At 59.9% G+C, this 19,328-nt stretch carries 16 protein-coding genes; 5 read left to right on the top strand and 11 right to left on the bottom strand.

Features of this window, described 5'->3' with window-relative positions; all coding sequences use genetic code 11:
- The first annotated feature begins 47 nt into the window (after positions 1–47).
- On the top strand, positions 48–1,388 hold the full coding sequence (locus INQ47_RS05555; protein WP_404701300.1) for a hemolysin family protein: 1,341 nt from the start codon (positions 48–50) through the stop codon (positions 1,386–1,388).
- Between the two features lie 12 nt (positions 1,389–1,400).
- On the opposite strand, the gene INQ47_RS05550 is transcribed toward INQ47_RS05555, so the two are convergent.
- From INQ47_RS05550 to INQ47_RS05505, 10 genes are all read right to left on the bottom strand, one after another.
- Entirely contained in the window at positions 1,401–2,297 is an 897-nt protein-coding gene (locus INQ47_RS05550; RefSeq protein ID WP_404701299.1) for a peptidoglycan DD-metalloendopeptidase family protein, read from the bottom strand.
- A 145-nt stretch (positions 2,298–2,442) separates the two neighbouring features.
- The gene (locus INQ47_RS05545; protein WP_404701298.1) at positions 2,443–3,333 is read right to left on the bottom strand and encodes a response regulator; all 891 of its coding nucleotides are present in this window, start codon (positions 3,331–3,333) and stop codon (positions 2,443–2,445) included.
- A gap of 162 nt (positions 3,334–3,495) precedes the next feature.
- Positions 3,496–4,266 carry a phosphate signaling complex protein PhoU gene (phoU, locus tag INQ47_RS05540; protein ID WP_021785269.1) on the bottom strand — a complete coding sequence of 257 codons (771 nt, stop codon included), beginning with the start codon at positions 4,264–4,266 and terminating at the stop codon, positions 3,496–3,498.
- A gap of 101 nt (positions 4,267–4,367) precedes the next feature.
- Positions 4,368–5,201, bottom strand: a complete 834-nt coding sequence (gene pstB, locus INQ47_RS05535) for a phosphate ABC transporter ATP-binding protein PstB (protein WP_021785270.1) — start codon at positions 5,199–5,201, stop codon at positions 4,368–4,370.
- 72 nt (positions 5,202–5,273) lie between these two features.
- Positions 5,274–6,890, bottom strand: coding sequence for a phosphate ABC transporter permease PstA (gene pstA, locus INQ47_RS05530; RefSeq protein ID WP_172402835.1), 1,617 nt, complete (start codon positions 6,888–6,890; stop codon positions 5,274–5,276).
- Between the two features lie 71 nt (positions 6,891–6,961).
- Entirely contained in the window at positions 6,962–9,250 is a 2,289-nt protein-coding gene (locus tag INQ47_RS05525) for an ABC transporter permease subunit (RefSeq protein ID WP_021785272.1), read from the bottom strand.
- Between the two features lie 138 nt (positions 9,251–9,388).
- A complete protein-coding gene (locus INQ47_RS05520) occupies positions 9,389–10,387 on the bottom strand; it encodes a phosphate ABC transporter substrate-binding protein PstS (protein ID WP_021785273.1) in 999 nt (332 codons plus the stop codon).
- A gap of 145 nt (positions 10,388–10,532) precedes the next feature.
- Positions 10,533–12,050, bottom strand: coding sequence for an S-type pyocin domain-containing protein (locus INQ47_RS05515; RefSeq protein ID WP_404701297.1), 1,518 nt, complete (start codon positions 12,048–12,050; stop codon positions 10,533–10,535).
- Positions 12,051–12,084: 34 nt separating this feature from the next.
- Positions 12,085–12,597, bottom strand: a complete 513-nt coding sequence (locus INQ47_RS05510; RefSeq protein ID WP_404701296.1) for a DUF6392 family protein — start codon at positions 12,595–12,597, stop codon at positions 12,085–12,087.
- Entirely contained in the window at positions 12,594–15,182 is a 2,589-nt protein-coding gene (locus INQ47_RS05505; RefSeq protein WP_404701295.1) for an S-type pyocin domain-containing protein, read from the bottom strand. Before INQ47_RS05505 ends, INQ47_RS05510 begins: the two co-directional genes overlap by 4 nt.
- 273 nt (positions 15,183–15,455) lie before the next feature.
- On the opposite strand from INQ47_RS05505, the gene INQ47_RS05500 reads away from it, so the two are divergent.
- Together INQ47_RS05500 and INQ47_RS05495 are read left to right on the top strand one after the other, a co-directional pair.
- Complete coding sequence (locus INQ47_RS05500; protein ID WP_404701294.1) at positions 15,456–15,812, top strand: hypothetical protein; 357 nt, start codon at positions 15,456–15,458, stop codon at positions 15,810–15,812.
- Positions 15,809–16,276, top strand: coding sequence for a hypothetical protein (locus tag INQ47_RS05495; RefSeq protein ID WP_404701293.1), 468 nt, complete (start codon positions 15,809–15,811; stop codon positions 16,274–16,276). Before INQ47_RS05500 ends, INQ47_RS05495 begins: the two co-directional genes overlap by 4 nt.
- Positions 16,277–16,284: 8 nt before the next feature.
- On the opposite strand, the gene INQ47_RS05490 is transcribed toward INQ47_RS05495, so the two are convergent.
- Positions 16,285–17,574: an MFS transporter gene (locus INQ47_RS05490; protein WP_404701292.1), complete on the bottom strand. Its 1,290-nt coding sequence runs from the start codon at positions 17,572–17,574 to the stop codon at positions 16,285–16,287.
- Between the two features lie 361 nt (positions 17,575–17,935).
- Between INQ47_RS05490 and INQ47_RS05485 the strand changes: the two genes are divergently transcribed.
- Both INQ47_RS05485 and INQ47_RS05480 read left to right on the top strand, forming a co-directional pair.
- Positions 17,936–18,334 (top strand): acyl-CoA thioesterase, encoded by a 399-nt coding sequence (locus INQ47_RS05485; RefSeq protein ID WP_003253317.1) that lies wholly within the window; start codon positions 17,936–17,938, stop codon positions 18,332–18,334.
- Positions 18,335–18,405: 71 nt separating this feature from the next.
- A complete protein-coding gene (locus INQ47_RS05480) occupies positions 18,406–19,302 on the top strand; it encodes a D-hexose-6-phosphate mutarotase (protein WP_404701291.1) in 897 nt (298 codons plus the stop codon).
- Positions 19,303–19,328: the final 26 nt, after the last annotated feature.

Below are 19,328 nucleotides of genomic sequence, written 5' to 3'. Positions count from 1 at the left end.
ACTTTTTTTCTCTCTATCTCAAAGACGGACCCCGTAAAAACTCCATCATGGACCCTTCCTCTGGTATCAGCCTCACCTCGTTATTCGCCGACTTCGGCATGATCATCTTTGCCTTCCTGCTGGTGCTGCTCAACGGCTTCTTCGTTGCTGCGGAGTTCGCCATGGTCAAGCTGCGCGCCACACGCGTGGAGGCCATCGCCGAACAGCACGGCTGGCGTGGCAACATACTGCGCAAGGTTCACAACCAGCTCGACGCCTACCTGTCGGCCTGCCAGTTGGGCATCACCCTCGCCTCGCTGGGCCTGGGCTGGGTGGGTGAGCCAGCCTTCGCTCACCTGCTGGAGCCATTGCTGGCCTATTTCGGCGTGGACAGCGCCGAGGTGGTCAAGGGGGTCTCGTTCTTCGTTGCCTTCTTCGTCATCTCGTACCTGCACATCGTGGTCGGCGAGCTGGCACCCAAGTCCTGGGCCATCCGCAAGCCAGAGCTGCTGTCGCTGTGGACTGCCGTGCCGCTCTACCTGTTCTACTGGGCGATGTACCCGGCCATCTATCTGCTCAATGCCAGTGCCAACACCATCCTGCGCATTGCCGGCCAGGGCGAGCCTGGCCCGCACCACGAGCACCACTACAGCCGCGAAGAGCTCAAGCTGATCCTGCACTCCAGCCGTGGCCATGACCCAAGCGACCAAGGCATGCGCGTGCTGGCCTCGGCTGTGGAAATGGGCGAGCTGGAAGTGGTCGACTGGGCCAACTCGCGTGAGGACATGATCAGCATCGACGCCCATGCGCCTCTGAAGCAGATCCTGGCCTTGGTGCGCCGCCACAAGTTCAGCCGCTACCCGGTGTACGACGCCGAACGCGAAGAGTTCACCGGCTTGCTGCACATCAAGGACTTGCTGCTGGAGCTGGCTGAGCTGGAGCACTTGCCAGAGACCATCGACCTGGAGGACCTTGCCCGGCCACTCGAACGCGTGTCGCGGCACATGCCCCTGGCCCAGCTGCTGGAGCAGTTCCGTAAGGGCGGGGCGCACTTCGTGCTGGTAGAAGAGGCCGATGGCAAGGTGATCGGCTACCTGACCATGGAAGACGTGCTGGAAGTGCTGGTGGGCGACATCCAGGACGAGCACCGCAAGACCGAGCGTGGCATTCTCGCCTACCAACCGGGCAAGCTGCTGGTGCGCGGCGACACCCCTCTGTTCAAGGTCGAGCGCCTGCTGGGTATCGACCTCGACCACATCGAGGCGGAAACCCTGGCCGGTCTGATCTACGAGACGCTCAAGCGCGTGCCTGAAGAAGAGGAAGCGCTGGAGGTCGAAGGGCTACGCATTATCATCAAGAAGATGAAAGGGCCCAAGATCGTACTGGCCAAGGTGCTGAAGCTGGATTGATGGCCCACTCGGTCAGGGGTTGCCGGCAGTGAAATCCGGCATCCCGCTGATCGGCCTGGCGAAGCGGTAAGGTATCGACTCCAGCGCCAACCCCACATTGCGCTGCACCACAAAATGCAGGTGCGGCCCAGTGCTGTTGCCGGTATTGCCCGACTTAGCCAGCATCTGGCCCTGCCGTACCCGTTGCCCCTCCGCCACCACCACCGAACCGCGCATCAGGTGAAGGTATACGCCCATGGTGCCATCCGGGTGCAAAATCCTGACAAAGTTGCCCGAGGGGTTTGGGCCGCGCCCGCTCTGGCTGTTCTCCGTCTTCACCACCACCCCCTCCCGCGCGGCGATGATGGTGGTGCCTTCGGGCATGGCGATATCCATGGCGTAGCGCCCTTTGGGCCCAAAATGACTGACACGGCCATTGGGGCCCTGAGTGACGCGGAACGGCCCGCCAATCCACGGGAACGCATAGCGGAAGCCCTGGGGCCGCTTGCCCGGGTCACCCATGGCCTGCAGCAGGGTCGAACGGTAGTTCAGCAGCAGCCCGGGCCGCCCCCTGAGCACACTGAGCATCTGCGTGCTGCGCGGCGGCAGCAGCCGGCGCACGATACGCGGGGCATCGCCGCCTTGTGCGTTGACCAGGTTGTCCAGCCGCAACTCTACCTCTACCGGCACATGCAGCTCGTTACGTGCGGAAAAGCTCACGCCACCGTCGAAGGTTTTCGCATTCAGCCGCACTTGGCCTTCGAGCGTTTCGACCATGGGCTCGCGCAGCACCAAGGGCTTGGCGCCGGGGCCAGGCCGGTCGGAATAGGAGATGACACCGGCATCGTCGGTGATCTTGTATAGCGTCACGCCCTGGCTCGACGCTGAGGCCATGAGCAATGCACAGAACAGCAACAGGCGGACGGGCATGATAGTGGCTTTTTGACAGTTATGATCTGTCGAAGCCTAGCAGCGGGTTTTACGGTAGGTATTACAGTTGGTCGGATGGGCGACGCGGGCTTTTGCCAGGAGCACCTTGTGCTGCTCCTGCCAAAAGCATGGCGCGGGGCCGGGGTCAGGCACCAGGGGTAAAGTGCTTCTGCGCAGTGCCGCGGGCGATCAACCGAGAAAGGTAGTCGAGCTTCTGGGCATCCTGGTCGACAAACTTGAACGTCAACTGCAACCAGTCACTGTCTGGTTTTGGCTCCAGCGCCGCGACAGCATGCAGATAGCCGTTCAGGCGAGCGACTTCGGCATTCTCGCCCTGCTCCAGGTCCAGCACTGCACCTTCCAGCACCTGTGGCAGCGCTTCGCTGCGGCGTACCACCAGTAGCGCCTCTTTCAGGCTCAACGCCTTGATCACACATGGCTGCGTACCGCTGGCCAGGCGCAGCTGGCCCTGGCCACGGCCGCTCGGCGCGGGGGCAGAAGGTGTAGGAGCCGCGACCAAAGGCTTGGCCGACGCCGGCGCTGGCGTCGCAACCTTGACCGCTTCCGGCTTGCCTGCGGTCAGCGCGTTCAACGAATCGTTGGCAAACGCCGAATTGGCTCGTGCCGGGCCGATGGCCATCAGGCTGTCGAGCTTGCCGATCTTGGTCAGGGCTTTCTTTACCTTGGTCAGCAGTTGCTCGTTGGTGAACGGCTTGCCTACAAAATCGGAAACGCCCGCCTGGATCGCCTGAATGACGTTTTCCTTGTCACCACGGCTGGTCACCATGATGAACTGCAGATTTTTCAGTGCAGGCTGCTGACGGCACCAGGTCAGCAATTCCAAGCCTGACATTTCCGGCATTTCCCAGTCGCACAGGACCAGATCGAACGCTTCCTTACCGAGCATGGCCATGGCCTTGCGACCGTTGACCGCGTCGTCGATGGCCATACCCGGGAAGGCATTGCGCAGACACTTGCGGACCAGATCACGGATAAACGGGGCGTCATCCACGACCAGCACATTCACTTTACTCATCGATACTCCTTACGAATCCCGTCTAGCCTACTGCCAATGATGGCCACTTGCTACAACCTGGTCACGCCGGGACCTCTTCACATCGTTCGCGGGTGCCTGCCGGCTCTCGACCGCAAACGAAAACGCCCGGGCAAGGCCGGGCGTCGATGCTCGGGAGCAACCTTACTTATCGTCAGATTCGCCCGGAACATTAGCCTTTTCGCCGTTGGCGACAGCAGTGCCCTGCACTTCTGCCGTCATGCGCTTGAGCCCCATGTGGCGCACATCGGTGCCGCGCACCAGGTAGATCACCAGTTCGGAGATGTTGCGCGCATGGTCGCCAATACGCTCCAGCGAGCGCAGCACCCAGATCACGCTCAGCACCCGCGAGATAGAGCGCGGGTCTTCCATCATGTAGGTCACCAGCTCACGCAGTGCGGTCTTGTACTCGCGGTCGATGGTCTTGTCGTACTGGGCCACCGACAGCGCCAGGTCGGCGTCGAAGCGGGCAAAGGCGTCCAGCGCATCACGGACCATGTTGCGCACCTGGTCGCCGATGTGGCGCACCTCGACATAACCACGCGGCGACTCGCCCTCTTCGCACAGCTGGATGGCGCGGCGGGCGATCTTGGTCGACTCGTCACCGATGCGTTCCAGGTCGATCACCGACTTGGAAATGCTGATGATCAGGCGCAGGTCGGAGGCCGCCGGCTGTCGGCGAGCGAGGATGCGCAAGCACTCCTCGTCGATGTTGCGCTCCATCTGGTTGATCTGCTCATCGACTTCGCGCACCTGCTGGGCCAGACCAGAGTCGGCTTCGATCAGCGCGGTAACCGCGTCGTTGACCTGCTTTTCCACCAGCCCGCCCATGGCCAGCAGGTGGCTACGCACCTCTTCGAGCTCGGCGTTGAACTGCTGGGAAATGTGATGGGTAAGGCTATCTTTGTTGATCATCTTTTTGTCCTTTGGTAGCGCGGCCCTGTAGGAGCGGGTTCACCCGCGAACACCGGCAACGCCGGTGCCAGACACCGAGGTGCCTGTTTCGCGAGCGGCGCTTAGCCGTAGCGACCGGTGATGTAGTCTTCGGTCTGCTTCTTCGCCGGGTTGGTGAACAGGGTATCGGTATCCCCGAATTCGACCAGCTTGCCCATGTACATGAACGCGGTGTAGTCCGAAACACGCGCCGCCTGCTGCATGTTGTGGGTCACGATGACGATGGTGTACTTGGATTTCAATTCGTAGATCAGTTCTTCGACCTTCAAGGTCGAGATCGGGTCCAGCGCCGAGCACGGTTCGTCAAGCAGCAGCACCTCTGGTTCAACGGCAATGGTGCGGGCGATGACAAGGCGCTGCTGCTGGCCACCGGACAGGCCCAGCGCCGACTCGTGCAGGCGGTCCTTGACTTCGTCCCACAAGGCCGCGCCCTTCAACGCCCACTCGACTGCCTCATCAAGCACGCGCTTCTTGTTGATGCCCTGGATGCGCAGGCCGTAGACCACGTTCTCGTAGATGGTCTTGGGGAACGGGTTCGGCTTCTGGAACACCATGCCCACACGCCGGCGCAGCTCGGCAACGTCTTCGCCCTTGCGGTAGATGTTGTTGCCATACAGGTTGATGGCACCTTCCACACGGCAACCGTCAACCAGGTCATTCATCCGGTTGAAGGTACGCAGCAGGGTCGACTTGCCGCAGCCGGACGGGCCGATGAAGGCGGTCACACGCTGCTTTGGGATGTTCATCTGTACGTCGAACAGCGCTTGCTTGTCACCATAGAACAGGCTCAGGCCCGGCACTTCGATGGCCACGGTTTCTTCAGCCAGGCGCAGGCTCTGCTTGTTGCGGCCCAAGGCAGACATGTCGATGCCATGGGTGTGGGAATCTTGCTGCATGGTCAACTCCATACGCTATCAATTCGTTTCAAAGGCCCGCCCGGCTTCCGGGCGGCACGCTTGCAATCAGGGTCAGCTGTCCAGCGCCTTGTACTTCTCGCGCAGGTGGTTGCGGATCCACACGGCAGAGAGGTTGAGGGTCGCGATCACCAGCACCAGCAGCAACGCAGTGGCATATACCAGCGGCCGCGCGGCTTCGACGTTCGGGCTCTGGAAGCCGACGTCATAGATGTGGAAGCCCAGGTGCATGATCTTTTGGTCCAGGTGCAGGTACGGGTAGTTACCATCCACGGGCAGCGACGGCGCCAGCTTCACCACACCCACCAGCATCAGCGGCGCCACTTCGCCGGCGGCACGGGCCACGGCGAGGATCATGCCGGTCATCATGGCCGGGCTGGCCATGGGTAGGACGATTTTCCACAGAGTCTCGGCCTTGGTTGCGCCCAACGCCAACGAGCCTTCACGCACGGTGCGCGGGATACGCGCCAGGCCTTCTTCGGTGGCCACGATCACCACCGGCACCGCCAGCAATGCCAGGGTCAGCGATGCCCACAGCAGGCCCGGAGTACCCAGCGTCGGCGCCGGCAGTGCTTCCGGGAAGAACAGGCGGTCAATCGAGCCACCCAGTACGTAGACGAAGAAACCCAGACCGAACACACCGTAGACGATCGCAGGAACACCGGCCAGGTTGTTCACCGCAATGCGGATGAGCCGGGTGACCGGGCCCTGCCTGGCGTATTCACGCAGGTACACGGCAGCCAGCACGCCGAACGGGGTAACGATCACGGCCATGATCAGGGTCATCATCACGGTACCGAAAATGGCCGGGAAGATACCGCCTTCAGTGTTGGCTTCCCGCGGGTCTTCGCTGAGGAACTCCCACACTTTGGTGAAGTAGCTGCCCAGCTTGGTGAAGCCCGACATCGCGTTCGGCCGGATGGCATGCACCACCTTGCTCAGGTTGATTTCCACTTCTCGGCCGTTGGCATCGCGGGCCACCAGGCTGTCACGGGCAAAGGCCTGGTGCAGGCCGGTCAGGCGGTCTTCAATGGCCTTGTAGCGGCTATTCAGTTCGGCACGATCGGCGTCCATGTCGGCCTGTGCGGCGGCATCCAGCTTGCCGTCCAGCTCCAGCTTGCGCGCCTGCAAGCGCAGGCGCTCGAGGCCATGGTTGATGGCACCGATGTCCTTCTTCTCGAGGCTTTGCAGCTCGTTGTTGAGTTGGTTGGCGCGTTTGAGACGGGCCTGCAGTTCGTTCCAGGCGGCAGGCCCCTCGGCGACTACGCGGCCTTCTTCCTTGACGCTGACCAGGTAGCCGTAGAAATTGCCCCACTCGCGGCGCTCCAGGGCCATCAGGTCGGCCGGGTGCTGTTCATCGACCAGCCAGTCGCCGACCACCCAGGTGAAGTCGCTACCATTGAGGTCGCGGTTACCCACCTTGATCAGCTCCCGGGTCATGAACTCCGGGCCTTGGTCAGGCACCGGCAGGCCTGCACCCTTCAGACGAGCTCGGGGTACTTCCTCCTTCTGCACCACTTCACCAATGACGACGTGATCGGCCTGGCCCGGCACCTTGTAGGTGGCCTGGACAAGATCGGCTGGCCAGAAGTGGCCCAGGCCGCGCACGGCGATCACCGCCAGCAGGCCGACAGTCATGATCACGGCCATGGCCACCGCGCCGCCGCTCATCCAGACGCCTGGGGCGCCGCTCTTGAACCAGCCTTTGAGGGAATCCTTTTTCACGGATCGCTACCTTTCTATCAAAGCGACGAGTATTTCTTGCGCAGACGCTGGCGAATCAGCTCGGCCAAGGTGTTCATGACGAAGGTGAACATCAGCAGCACCAGGGCGGCCAGGAACAGCACGCGATAGTGGCTGCCACCGACTTCCGATTCCGGCATTTCTACGGCCACGTTGGCGGCCAGGGTGCGCATGCCCTCGAACAGGTTCATCTCCATCACCGGTGTGTTGCCGGTGGCCATCAGCACGATCATGGTCTCGCCGACCGCACGGCCCAAGCCGATCATCAGCGCTGAGAAGATGCCCGGGCTGGCGGTGAGGATCACCACACGGGTCAGGGTCTGCCAAGGCGTCGCGCCCAAGGCCAGTGAGCCCAGGGTCAGACTACGCGGCACACTGAACACGGCGTCTTCAGCAATCGAGTAGATGTTCGGGATGACCGCGAAGCCCATGGCGATACCGACTACCAGGGCGTTGCGCTGGTCGTAGGTGATACCTAAGTCGTTGGTGATCCACAGGCGCATGTCGCCGCCGAAGAACCAGCTTTCCAGGTGCGGGCTCATGGTCAGGGCGAACCAGCCGGTAAACAGGATGACCGGAATCAGGATCGCCGCTTCCCAACCATCCGGCACGCGCAGGCGGATCGACTCCGGCAGCCGGCTCCAGACAAAGCCGGCCAGCAGGATACCGATCGGCATCAGCAGGAACAGGCTGAACACACCGGGCAAGTGGCCTTCCAGGTACGGGGCCAAAAACAGGCCGGCGAAGAAGCCAAGGATCACCGTCGGCATCGCTTCCATCAGCTCGATCACCGGCTTGACCTTGCGACGCATGCGCGGGGCCATGAAGTAGGCGGTATAGATGGCTGCGGCAATGGCCAGCGGGGCAGCCAGGATCATGGCATAGAACGCGGCCTTCAAGGTACCGAAGGTCAGCGGCGACAGGCTCAGTTTGGGCTCGAAGTCAGTGTTCGAAGCGGTCGATTGCCAGACGTATTTCGGCTCGTCATAGTTCTCGTACCACACCTTGCCCCACAGCGCGCTGAACGAAACCTCCGGGTGCGGGTTGCGCAGGCTCAACGGCAACAACTTGCCGCCTTCTTCGATGATGATGCGGTTGGCGCGTGGCGACAGGGCCAGCGTGCCAGGGCCTTCGGCAGCCTGCTCAACCAGCAGGGTTCGGTGTGCAGTGCTGTGGAACACGCCCAGTTTGCCTTCGGCGTCCAGGGCGATGAAGCCCTTGCGGCGCTCTTCGGCGTCGATCTGCACGATTGGCGCCTTGCCCATCTGGAAGGTACGGATCTGCTTGAAGCGCGATTCGCCATCCGGATCACGGGCCATGAACCATTGGGCCAGCCCCCCCTTGGAGTCACCGATGATCAGCGAAATGCCACCAACCAGCTGGGCGGTGGCGGTAATTTCGGTGTCGGCGCTTTCAGACAGCTTATAACGGCCGTTGAGGCTCTTGTCGCGCAGGCTGAACACATCGGCCGTGGCACGGCCGTTGATCACGTAAAGCCAGTGCTGGCGTGGGTCGATGAAGATATTCTTCACCGTTTCGGTCATTTGCGGCAGTTCGATGCGGTTCTGCTCGGTGGTGACCTCTTCGGTCATCATGTTTTCCGTGCGGGTCAGCTCGACCACCTGCAACTGAGCACCAGTAGAGCCGGCCAGCAGCAGGGTGTCCCCATTGACGTTGACGCTGACATGGTCCAGCGCACGCCCCTGCTCGTCGAGCACGAACGATTGCTCGCCGTACGGATAGTCGATGCCTGGGGTGATGGTTTTCTTGTTGTCCGGGTAGGTGATCTTGTAGGTGTGGTGGAACACCAGGGCCTGACCATTGGACAAGCCCAGTACCACCAGCGCGCTGCCCGGCTGGTCAGTACTGATGGAAGTAACCTGGGTGTCCGCCGGCACTGCCAGATCGACACGCTTGAGTTCGTTACCGGTCTTGGTATCGAAGAACAATGCCTGGCCCTTGTCCGAAACACGCATCCCCACCTGATTCTGCTCTTCAAGCGCGATCATCAGTGGCTTACCGGCATCCTGCTGCAGCCATGTCGGCTCCAGGGCTTTCTTGCTGGTCAGCTCGGCGCCTTGGAACAGTGGCAACACCACATAAGCCAGGTAGAAGAAGATCAGCGTGATTGCCGCCAATACGGCAAGCCCGCCTACCAGTACATACCAGCGGGTCAGGCGATCCTTGAGCGCGCGCATGCGACGCTTGCGTTGCAACTCGGGCGTATTGAAATCAATGCGCACGGGCTGGGAGTTTTGGGTCATGTTGGAATTGGCCAGATCATTCATGCGCACACCCTAGCGGTCCCGTGTGACAAAAACATTACAAAGTGGTGACGCGCGAAAGCCCGCCGCACAGGGAACCTGGCTTCGGACTGGAAATTCGTGGAAGAGGCCGGGCAGCGGCACCGGCCTCTTCTTAATTACTTACTTCTTTGCAACGTTACCGGCGTGCGACAGGCCCAGGTCAGCCAGGGTCTTGTCGACGACTTTGGCTGGCAGCGGGATGTAGCCATCCTTCACCACTACCTGCTGGCCCGCTTGCGACAGCACCAGCTTGACGAACTCGGCTTCCAGCGGGGCCAGAGGCTTGTTCGGCGCCTTGTTGACATAGACGTAAAGGAAGCGCGACAGCGGGTAGGTGCCGTTCAGGGCATTGGCTTCATTGTCTTCAATAAACTCACCGCCGTCTTTCTTGGCCAGGGCTACGGTCCTGACGCTGGCGGTCTTGTAACCGATGCCCGAGTAGCCGATGCCGTTCAGCGAGGAGCTGATCGACTGAACGACCGAAGCCGAGCCAGGCTGTTCGTTGACGTTAGGCTTGAAGTCGCCTTTGCACAGTGCTTCTTCCTTGAAGTAGCCGTAGGTGCCCGATACCGAGTTGCGGCCGAACAGCTGGATTGGCTTGTTGGCCAGGTCGCCGGTCACACCGACGTCGCCCCAGGTCTTGATCTCGGCCTTGCCACCGCACAGGCGAGTGGAGGAGAAGATGGCGTCAACCTGAGCCATGGTCAGGCCCTTGATTGGGTTGTCCTTGTGCACGAACACAGCCAGGGCGTCAACGGCGACCGGGATGGCGGTCGGCTTGTAGCCGTACTTCTGCTCGAAGGCTTGCAGCTCGACATCCTTCATCTTGCGGCTCATCGGGCCGAGGTTGGCGGTGCCTTCGGTCAGCGCGGGTGGCGCAGTAGAGGAGCCGGCAGCCTGGATCTGGATGTTTACGTTCGGATATTCCTTCTTGTAGGCCTCGGCCCACAGAGTCATGAGGTTCGCGAGGGTGTCGGAACCGACGCTGGAGAGGTTGCCCGAAACACCGGTGGTCTTGGTGTAGGTCGGGATCGCAGGATCGACAGCGGCTACCGCGTTGGCGGTTGCAACGCCAGCGGCGGCAAAGGTAAGGGCCGCCATCAAACGCTTCAGTTTCATGCCTTGCTCCTAGCAGGAATATGGGGGTGTTGGATGGAACGGGCCCAAGTATCGGCAGGCCGCATGAATACGATATGACTTGAATATGACAAATAGATGAAAGGCCATCACCAATAATCGGGATGGCCATGGCAAAAATGCTGCCTCAAAGCTCGCGGCGGTCCCTGAACATGATGTACAGAGGCGCCACGCCAGCATCGGGAGGAAACACCACCACGTAGTCGTCGAACTCAACCTGGGACAAGTCCGCAAAACGATCTATCAAAGGTACTTTCGGCATATGGAGGAAGGCGATGCTCGGGGGGCTCGCGAGATCCTTGAGCGCATTCGGCGCGCCGCCCTTCTGCCACAACACGGTCACAGGCGCCTTGCCCTCGCTGGTGAACGCAAAAACCTGCCGCGTGGCATCCCAGCCAGCCGCCCGAACTCGCACGCCTGAGGGGACAACCGCCCCCTGAGTGACTGTCATGACGACATGGGAGTATAGGGTAAACGGCTTGACGCCCACACTAGCACCAAAACTAGTGCTGTGTACTGTTGAGCACAAGCGCACGGGCAATTCCACTTCAGCCCTTTCTGCCGCCAAGGCTGCCCAGTCCAGATCCTCGCCAGAGAACATTTCAACCAGCGGCACCGTCATCGCAAAGCGGGGGTCATCGCTTGGCGTACCCAGCACGAATTCGACAACATCCGCATAGGTGCCGGGGTGTTGGCCTTCTACAGAGGTGGCCTGCCATGCCAGTTCTGCTGCTGCGGAGCGAAAAGTCTTGATCAGATGATGCTGCTGTTGGGCCACCTCACGGCTCAGGCCCTGCGCAGTCAGCAATGCCGGATGCAAACCTGCCGCATGTGCATGCGCCTTTAACGTCAGTGGCCCATGGCCTGGTCCGGTTGCCGTGGTTCTGGCCAGTTGGGCGATACGCGCTTCCAGAGATTCAATCAGCATCACAGCTCGGGCGTACAAGCCAGGGTGGCGCGCTTGTGCCGCTGCCAATGCTTGGGCATGTAGTTGGCTACCTGCCGTGATTTCCTGCAGCACCACGGCCTGTATCGCCGCATTGAGAAACGGCCTGGAAGCATCCCGAACGGCGCCATCCCGAGCGAACCCGACCGACATCTTTAGTCGCTTGAGCTGGCTGACTGCACGCTTGGCCTGGTGCTGGGTGCTTTCCAGTGCACGCAGCGTGGCATGGCTTACGGTCAATTGCTGCTCTGGCGTGCTCGCGACAGGGTCAATGCCTAACTGCTGTTCAAGTGCTGTGAGTTGCAGCGCTGCCTGCTGCTGCGCAGCATGGACCTCTGCCACCAATTTGCGCACTTTCTCCAGGTTTTGGTTGGACGACTGGCTGGCACGCTGCTCGCGGGTCAGGTTCTGCTGGGGCGGTAGCGGCTGCACGGTCTGGCCCAGGAAGGCCGCGCGGCCGTTTTGCCGGTGCCATGCCTTTACCGTTTCAACGATGTAATCGGGAGAGTTGATGTTGCCAGTTTCGTCAGCGTTTGAGTAGAACAGGAGATCGCTGCCGGCGGGGTGGCCGACAATGTTGTTGAAGTGGGCGATCCACGCGTCATGCGAGGGCTTGTCGACATCTGCCTGCCAAATAGCTTCGACCAGACCAAGAAAGGAATGCTCTTCGTACTGACTCAGCTGGGGTCTGAGCTCCATATCCTTACCTCATCATTTATATACGATTGAATATTCATTCGTCAGCTTGCTGCTGAAAATCATCATTACTGCGGTCATAGCCTGTTTGTTTCAACGAAAACATCAGGCCAGTCACATTCATGTTCACACCATATTCAAAGAGGACATATAATTTTTCAAAACCCAAACCCACAAGGTCAAATTTGTCCCAGCCTCCTGACTCACCTAAAGGAAAAGGCTTTTTATGAGGCGCTTTTGACTCAATTGGATCACCTAGAACCTTCAAAGTTGCCTCACGAGTTATACACCTGTTGTAGGGGGCAGGAAGGTCATGCTGATATACCACTTTCAAAACAGGCGTCTTGACAAGTGATATATTCACAGACTCGAAATTTTGATTTTCTGCCCAGAATCTCAACTCCACGCCAGGCAACAAATCCCGATAAACTGATAGTGCCCCCGGGTAAATCTCTATAAATTTACCAGGCGGTAAAACACCATCATCTACAAGCTCACTATGTGACTTGCCAAGGCCCGCCAAATAAGATTCCAGTTCTTTTGCATTCATTTGTAGAGTCCTAGCTTTTGGTGGAGTGCATGCAACTGTTGTCGAGCATTTTCTATGTCGATATCGCTGCAACCATACTCAAGCAACCCAGGCTTCAGGGCATCCATATTATTATCAACGGCTGCACGCAGGTCCGATGCGTCCTTGATCTGTCTAGCCGCAGTATTCCTACCACCGTATGTCTGGCTAAATTTCCTGTGCACTTCGGCAGGGATGACTATACTCGGCGCGGCTTCCAGCAAGGCTTTAATCTCAGGACCGCTCAATCTAGGGTTGTTCTTAATCAAAAAGCGTTCATAGGCTTTTCGTGAAACGATATGATCCACGTCCATCTTGTCATTGATACTTCGCCGCCTCAGGTCTCTAAACCATCCTACCTCAAGCAGCTTTGCCGGCTCGTGGTTGACCAGCCCTGGCTGCGGCAGATCTGTATCGCTACCAAACCCAGGAATTATGGCCCCAATTTCACTTGGATTTTCGCCCGGAAGTATTTCAAGACTTGGCCCCACGGGATCGGTGGGCGCGCCCGGGAGGATTCCCGGTAGCGACGGCGCCACCGGCAAGCGCGTCGGACCGAGCAGTTCTGCACCAGGTGCCACCAGAGGTGTCCAGGTGCGCGTTGGCTGGCCTTGTAAAACTGCCGGGTCAAAGGCCAGTGCCACACTGGAAGCGAACCAGGGCTGAAACGGCTGAACGACTGTCAGCAAGCCCTGGGCATCGGTAGGCCTGTGGATACTCAGTTGGTCGAGGTTATAGAGGCCGGAGCCAACGCCAACGGCAGATAGATGCCGTAGTTCGAACGACTGCCGTGCCCCGCTCCAACTTGCCCTCGGCGCAATAGGAGGAAAACCGCTGAGGATGCGCCGCTGGTTCAGTTCATCGAACTGCCCGAACAACGCCTGCTCCGCTGCGATAGCCCGCCATACCGCACTTTCGAACGCCGGCATATCGGTGAACTGGCGGCCGCGCAGCTGGTTGCCAACCTGTGCCGGCACTGCCACGCCAGCAGCGGCCCCGTTGCCGGACCACCAGTTGCCAGCAACCGCTTGCCCTCTTCCGCTGACCACTCCGGTACCGGCTGGCGGCAGCACGAAAGAGAAATACTGAGGGGGTTGGCCAGGAATACAGACAATGCAGTCGTCAAAGCGCAGGTCCACGCCTGCGCCAACCGGAACCACCTCCGGCGCAAGTGACAGCACTTTCCCCGTCGACCCACCTTCTACCGGCACGGCAGAACCACCGAGGACGATGGATTTGCCAGAGGGCGTGTCGCTCTGGAGTCGGTAGGTTTCGGTCAGAGGATCGAAAACGGCATTTCTGACCCGTACCTCGGGCGCGACCCCGGCGCCTGTCGACGCCACCGCGACACCACTGCCTCCCAGCAGGTGCTCGATCTTTATGCGACTCAAGAGACGGGCCGAACCACCAGCATTGGCGATAGCCTGGAGGTCCTGCCCAGCCTCAACGCCCAGCAGATCAGCACGTACCCCCAGCCCTTCGAGTCGTCGCCGACGCTGGTCGGCAGTCAACTCGCCATCGCCCAGCACCGGGGAGTGCACCATAGCTGTAACCGACAGGCTAATGGCCTGACCGGCGCGGATCGCTGCGACCCTGAACACTTCCTTGGCCGCATTGGCGATGGCCTGCTGGATGGCAGTGGCCACTTCCAACGCTACCTGTGCGCCGCCCTGGGTGAGCAACACACCACCGGCCTGGGCTGCACCAACTGGAGCCGTCAGCGTGGCGGCATCTCTCAGCCGCTGCAGCCGCTGGTCTTCATCCGCCTGTTGCTTGTAGCGAATCCGCGCTTCGCGCTGTTCAGCGTACTGTCGCTGCTGCTCCCGACTTGCCTCCCGCGCCTTCCAGACCTGCTCCTGCGCGGCATGTTCCACCAGCAACGCGGCCGAGCGCTCTGACAATTGCCTGATGGCCTCTTGCAGCAACCGGGCCTCCTGGGATGCCAGATAGGCTGCTTCCCAGTCGCGATGCAGTTGTTGCATCTGCTCTGCGGTCGCCAGGTCTGACAGCCGCGCGGCATAGGCGTCCGCGCTTACACCCTGGTCAGCGAAAGCAGCCGCTCGTGCCTGATACTCGGTCAGCGCGCCTTGCTTTGCCGCAATGAGCCCTTCTGTCTCGTTACGTGCCTTGGTGATCTGGTAGAGCTGCCAGCGTTCGCTACCGTCATATTCTGGGCGCTTGCGTGCTGCATCGATTTCGCCTCGAAGCGCCTGGGTCAACCCCTGAGCCAGGCCTGCGAAGTGGGCGTCAAGCTGCACGCGCCGGTCTTCTCGTGCCTGGCTGTAGGCAGCTACTCGCTGCCGATGAGCGAGCGCTTGCGCTTCGGCGCGTTCAGCCGCTGCCGCGGCCTGGCGTGCTTGTTGTTCGGCCTGCGCCTTGGCCAGCGCAGCAGCGCGAGCTCTCGCCCGCTTTTTCCGGCGACGCCGGCTGGAACCACCAAAGCCACCACCGAAGCCACCGCCGCCGCCAATGCTGAAGAAGCCACCCCCGCCACCGCTTGAACCGGAAGAGCCTGGGGTGATAACAACGTCACCTGTTGAATTGTCGTTAAAAGTGTTCTGAGCCATACAGAGTCTCCTTGTCTGTATGGCCGAACGTTGTGAAAAAGCCGTATGACGCTGCGTTACATATTTATCAACTCATATTTGAAACCCAACCCCTTCTACTTATTCACCAGTACCAAAAAAGAAATTTCTTACTGGTTAGATTGATTCTTCTTACAGAGACAAAAAAAACAGCACACAATGAAACAAATCTGCACTGGCGCAGAAAATCATTAAATGCAACGCTATAGATGAAGCATTTGCCACTTACACTTTAATTATTAGCAGGGAACACCCATGCCTGAAAACATCACTCATGAGAAGACCTTCACCATGCCAACCATTTGGCCAGAGATCCTCATCAAGACACTAATAAAAAAATACCCAAAACTCAGCTTTGCCAAGACCAAAGAAATATTACTGCAAACACCCTCGATCGTTTTGCCCGAAGCCATACTGCCAAAATTCGATTTGGCATTTCACCTCATCAAGAACAAGAGGCATGCCTCAGGCGATCAGCCTGGAGAGATATTGGCTGAGGTCGACCTTTTTTTCACCGCTTTAAAAATAGCTTGGCCGGACAACGCTACACAACTCGAGTGCTCCAAGCAGAAGATAATCAGCCTTTATCAGAACGGGGGATGGGTAGAATGAACCAATCAATAATTGATTCCTGGATAGAGCGACTTGGCCACCCGCACGCGTCATTAGTAACGCTGAACCATTTGCCAGATATACCTCTTGAAGTGGTATTCATGGGGCAAGAATCAGAAACTGCCACTCCTCTGCCCGGCCTCGAACTGGAGTTTTCAACTGAGCCGTTAATTTTGAAGTGCGTGCATGTCAACATGATCAGAACAATCCCTCAGGACCAACCCTATCAAGGCACGCTGCCCGATCGATTACAGGGACTTACAACCAGAAAAGAAGTCACCGAGAGATTCGGCCCTTCGTCCATGTCGCAGCCGCCCTTGCGAATGCCCTCCCCCTTGGGCGATACCGGAGGTTGGGACGTGTTTGCCTGGGAAAACACAAACAACGTCCCCACATTCGTGATGGTCCAATACAACACCGATCTACAGGTTTGCGACTTGGCCTTCTTCAGGGAAGGCATCTGACCTGAAGCTCAACGTTTTTTCGCCAGCAAATAGAGGCCAACGAGCAAGCCGAGAACACACAAGCCAGCCACATAGTAGGCAGGCGCCATCGGGCTCACTTTCAGCAGAGCAGTCACTGCCATCGGCGTCAGCCCACCAAAGATCGCGTAGGCCACGTTGTACGAGAACGACAGCCCGCTAAAGCGGACCACCGCCGGGAATGCCTTGACCATCACATAAGGCACCGCGCCGATCACGCCCACGCACAGGCCGGTCACCGCATACAGCGGGAACAGCAGCTCGGGCCGGGTCGGCAGGCTGTGGTAGAAAGTCCAGGAGCTGGCCAGCAGCAGCAGGCTGCCGATCACGAACACGCGGCCTGCACCAAAGCGGTCGGCCAGACTGCCGGCACCTATACAACCGAAGCTGAGCAACACGATGGCCAGGCTGTTGGCCTTGAGCGAGTCGGTCGGGCTGATGTGGTAGAAGCTCTGCAGCAGCGCCGGGGTCATCAGGATGACCACCACGATGCCGGCTGAAAGCATCCAGGTCAGCAACATCGACAGGATGATCGGGCCACGGTGGTCGCGCAGCACAGCGCGCAGCGGCAGCTCCTCGGCCAGTGCCTTGCGTTGCTGCATTTCGGCGAACACCGGGGTTTCGTGCAGCCAACGGCGCAGGTACACCGAGAACAGGCCGAACACACCGCCAAGCAGGAACGGAATACGCCAGGCGTAGTCAGCCACTTCTTCCGCGCTGTACACGCTGTTGATCAGGGTCGCTACCAGCGAGCCCAGCAGAATGCCGCCAGTCAGGCCGGCGGTCAGGGTGCCGCAGGCATAGCCGGTGTTGCGAGCCGGCACGTGCTCGGAGACGAACACCCATGCGCCCGGTACTTCGCCGCCAATTGCCGCGCCCTGGATCACGCGCATCAGCAACAGCAGGATCGGTGCCCACATGCCGATCTGCGCATAGGTCGGCAGCAGGCCCATGATCAGCGTCGGCAGGGCCATCATGAAGATGCTCAGGGTGAACATCTTCTTGCGCCCGAGCAAGTCACCGAAGTGGGCCATGATGATGCCGCCCAGCGGCCGCGCCAGGTAGCCGGCGGCGAAGATGCCGAACGTTTGCATCAGCCGCAGCCACTCGGGCATGTCGGCCGGGAAGAACAACTTGCCCACCACCGTGGCGAAGAACACGAAGATGATGAAATCGTAGAACTCCAGCGCACCGCCCAAGGCGGACAGTGAGAGGGTCTTGTAGTCGCTGCGGGTCAGCGGCCGCGAAGGCTGCTCGATACTGCTGGGCACGGAAGTCATCGCTCGTTGTTCTCTTTATAGGGCATGCAGGCCGCTTGGCGCACGGCTTCTGGATTGGACACAGGCGAAGATAGCAAATTGCCGAGCTACGCCGAAAGCGATACAAAATCCACACAGATATTCGTGAATGCGCGGTCGTCGCTGGCCGTTATGCCCTATATACTGGCAGATCGTAGGATTAGGTTGCTCCTAACGTGGGATGTTGTGCGAAAACGCCGGTCACTATTGTCAGGCGGTTTCGCAGAGTTTCCCTACGGCCGCCCAGTGAAACGAAATCGGCGTAGTATGTTTCAAGCTGAATCGTTTACCCGGCCTTTGCGCCACACCAACGAAAAGCGTCACGGGTCAGAGGCCCCATCGCATGATTGAGCTCGAACAAGAAGATCCAATCCCGCAAGGCGACCTGGCCTTGCAAATCACCGCATTGCCGCGAGAAACCAACGGATTTGGCGATATTTTCGGCGGTTGGCTGGTTGCGCAGATGGACCTGGCAGGCACGGCCATGGCCAGCCGTGTCGCCGGCGGCCGCGTAGCCACCGTAGCCATCGACCGCATGGCCTTCCTGGTACCCGTCGCGGTAGGTGCACAACTGTCTTTCTATACCCAGACCCTGGAAATCGGCCGCAGCTCGATCCAGATGATGGTCGAAGTGTGGAGCGACGACCCGCTGTCCAGCGAATGGCGCAAGGTCACCGAAGCGGTATTCGTCTTCGTCGCCATCGACGGCAGTGGCCGTACCCGCTCCGTGCCTCGTCGCTGAGCCTCGCTGGCGGTAAACTCATTGCATGTGCCCGGGTCCAAGGCCCACTGGCAATCAATGGGACGAACGCAATGGCTACCTTTCAGGTCGTAACCGAGCAACATGGCGAACTCAACTGCTGGCGTATCAGCAGTGACCGCGCCGAACTCCTGATCGCCCAGCAGGGCGCACAGGTCCTCAGCTACCAGCAGGTAGGCGAACCGCCACTGCTGTGGCTGAGCGACCAGGCCATCTTCCGCCAGGGCAAGTCGGTACGCGCCGGGGTACCGGTGTGCTGGCCATGGTTTGGCAACCTGCAGCGCAACCCTCAGGCTGTCCAGGCCATGTACCAGGGAACACCGGCGCCTGCCCACGGGCTTGCGCGCACGCGTGACTGGAAATTGCTGGGTATCGAGGAAGTGGGCGAGTTCCTGCGGATCGAGTTCGAGCTACCTGAAGCGCGGGGCGACCTGCCTTGTTGGCCTCATGATGTCGAGCTGAAACTGGTGGTGGAGATGGGCGCAGAGCTAAAACTGAGCCTGACCAGCCGCAACATGGGCAATACCCCCGTGACCATCAGCCAGGCCCTGCATAGCTACTTCGCGGTCAGCGATGTGCGCCAGGCGCGGGTCGAGGGTGTCGACGGGCTGGGTTATATCGAGACCCTGGCGGGCTGGGAACAGCGCCAGCAGCAGGGGGCACTGACGTTTGCCGGGGAGACGGACCGGATCTACCTGAACACCCCGCAGACCCTCAGCATCGTCGACCCGCATTGGAATCGGCGGATTACCTTGACCAGCAGCGGCTCGCGCACGGCGGTGATCTGGAACCCCTGGACCGAGCGGGCCAAGGAGCTGGCAGACATGGCGGATGATGGCTGGCAGCGGATGCTGTGCATCGAGACGGCGAATGTGTGGGATGACCTGGTGGAGTTGGAGCCTGGGCGCAGCAGTTCGCTAGGGGTCAGGATTGTCAGCGAAATGATCTGAGTTTTACGGTGCCTGTGCCGGCCTCT

The organism is Pseudomonas sp. 3HC3, assembly GCF_044904505.1.
GTDB lineage: Bacteria > Pseudomonadota > Gammaproteobacteria > Pseudomonadales > Pseudomonadaceae > Aquipseudomonas > Aquipseudomonas putida_Y.
This window is presented reverse-complemented; position numbering and strand designations above follow the sequence as displayed.